1 protein-coding gene is annotated in these 1,845 nt (G+C 68.4%); it reads right to left on the bottom strand.

The window, feature by feature from the left end:
* A partial coding sequence (locus ACWCSU_RS52765; RefSeq protein ID WP_449945239.1) for an extracellular catalytic domain type 1 short-chain-length polyhydroxyalkanoate depolymerase occupies window positions 1–1,196 on the bottom strand: 1,196 nt, incomplete at its 3' end.
* Window positions 1,197–1,845 lie beyond the last annotated feature (649 nt).

The raw sequence follows: 1,845 nt of genomic DNA, 5'->3' as shown, positions 1-1,845 counted from the left end.
AGGCGCCATTTCTGGTTGTCGCCGCCCCAGCAGGAGTAGATCTGGATTCTGGCGCCGTTGCCGGTGCCGCCGGCGTCCAGGCATTTGTTGCCGTACACCTTCAGTTCTCCGGCCGAGGTCTGGGTCCATTGCTGGTTGGTGCGGCCGTTGCAGTCCCACAGTTGCACGGCGGTGCCGTCGGTGGTGGCGGCGTTGGGCACGTCCACGCAGCGGCCGGAGGCCACTCCCCTGATCTGACCTGCGGGTGGTGGAGTCGGCGTCGTGGTGGACGACCCGCCGTCCAGGCCGAAGAAGCGAATGGCGTACGCCGCCATCCCCGGGTGGGGCAGGTCGTGACCGGCGCCGGCGACGGTGTACGCCTCGACCTGCCCGGAACCGAACACCCGCCGCGTCCAGCCGGACTGCGGACTGTCGGTGGAGGCGGGGGTCTGGCCCAGTCCGTGGACGTTGGTCCACTGGTCGACCTCCTCCTGCAACATCGTGTACGGCAGGACGGAGTCGGCGGTGCCGTGCCAGGCCATCACGCGAGGCCGGGGCCCGGTGTAGCCGGGATAGGCGTTCCTGACCAGGTCACCCCACTGCTGCGGCGTCTTGTCCCCACATCCGGCCGGCCCGAGGCAGCCGTAGGGGACACCCGAGAACGGCGCTCCCGCCTTGAACACGTCGGGGTAGGTGGCGAGCAGGTTGTTGGTCTCCATCGCCCCGGAGGAGAAACCGGTCGCGAACACCCGCTGCGGGTCACCGCCGTAGCGTTGCAGCACGTAGTTCGTCATGGAGACGATCGACACCGGGTCACTGCCTCCGCCGTGCCGCAGAGCCTCGTTCGACCACACGTCGAAGCAGTTCGACAGGCCGTTGGCGGTCTTGTTCGCCTGCGGATAGATGACGATGAAGCCGTACCGGTCGGCCAGCGAGGCGAACTCGGTGCCCTGGTGGAAGCCCGGAGCCCAGCCGTTGCAGCCGTGCATCGCCACCAGGACGCCCGGCCTGGCCGCCACCCTGTCGGGGACGTAGAGGTACATCCGCAGTCCGCCGGGATTGCTCCCGAAGTTCGTCACTTCGGTCAAGGCCGCCGCCGACGCTCCCGGAGCAGTGGTGAGGAACATGGCCAACGTGGTGGCCGCCGCCGTGATCACAGCCGCCAGCGCGGCTCCGATGCCCGCGCGCCTTCTCCTGCGCGATTCGCCTGGTCTCATGCATCCACCTCTCGTCTGTTAGCGCTAACAAAGGCGCTGACCGGTCGAGCTCTTCCGGGCCGATGGAAGGGACGGAGGGAGCAAATACGAGCCGGAACGGCGCTGTCAAGAGCGCCGTGACGCGCGGCGACCGGAGGAGGCGACCGCCGAGCCCGCTCACCTTGAATTATCGAGAGGGCCGGCGAGAGCGTCGCCATGAAACTTTCATCCGCCTCCCCACGACAGGAGCTGACGAAACTTTCCGGGCACCAAGATGCACGTTGCACCTGCTCAATCGAGACGAACGGCACGGGCGGAGCCGGAAATTTTCACTGCGTCCTTGACAATTTTCGGCCGCCATTCTCACACTGAGTGCCCGAGGTGGTCCCCCTATCGGATCGGCGGCGTCCAGCACACGGACTACCGTCCCGGCGCCTGTGGTGTGCGTCCCCACCGGCGCACGGGTCGCGCCCCGCACGATCCCTCCCCCATGATTCGCCTTTGGAGGCTCGAACCATGCGTGTCAACGCCATGTCCCCACCGACCGCCCGGCGGCCGCGCGGCGCGCGCCGCCGGGCACTGATCACCGGCGCGTTAGGCGCCCTCGGCCTGATCACCGCACTGGCGACGGCGATCCCGGCCGACGCCGCCGAGAGCACCCTCGGCGCGG

The sequence above is a fragment of the Nonomuraea sp. NPDC001699 genome, assembly GCF_053596455.1.
Note: the sequence above shows the minus strand (reverse complement) of the source record. Positions and strands in the feature narration are given on the sequence as shown.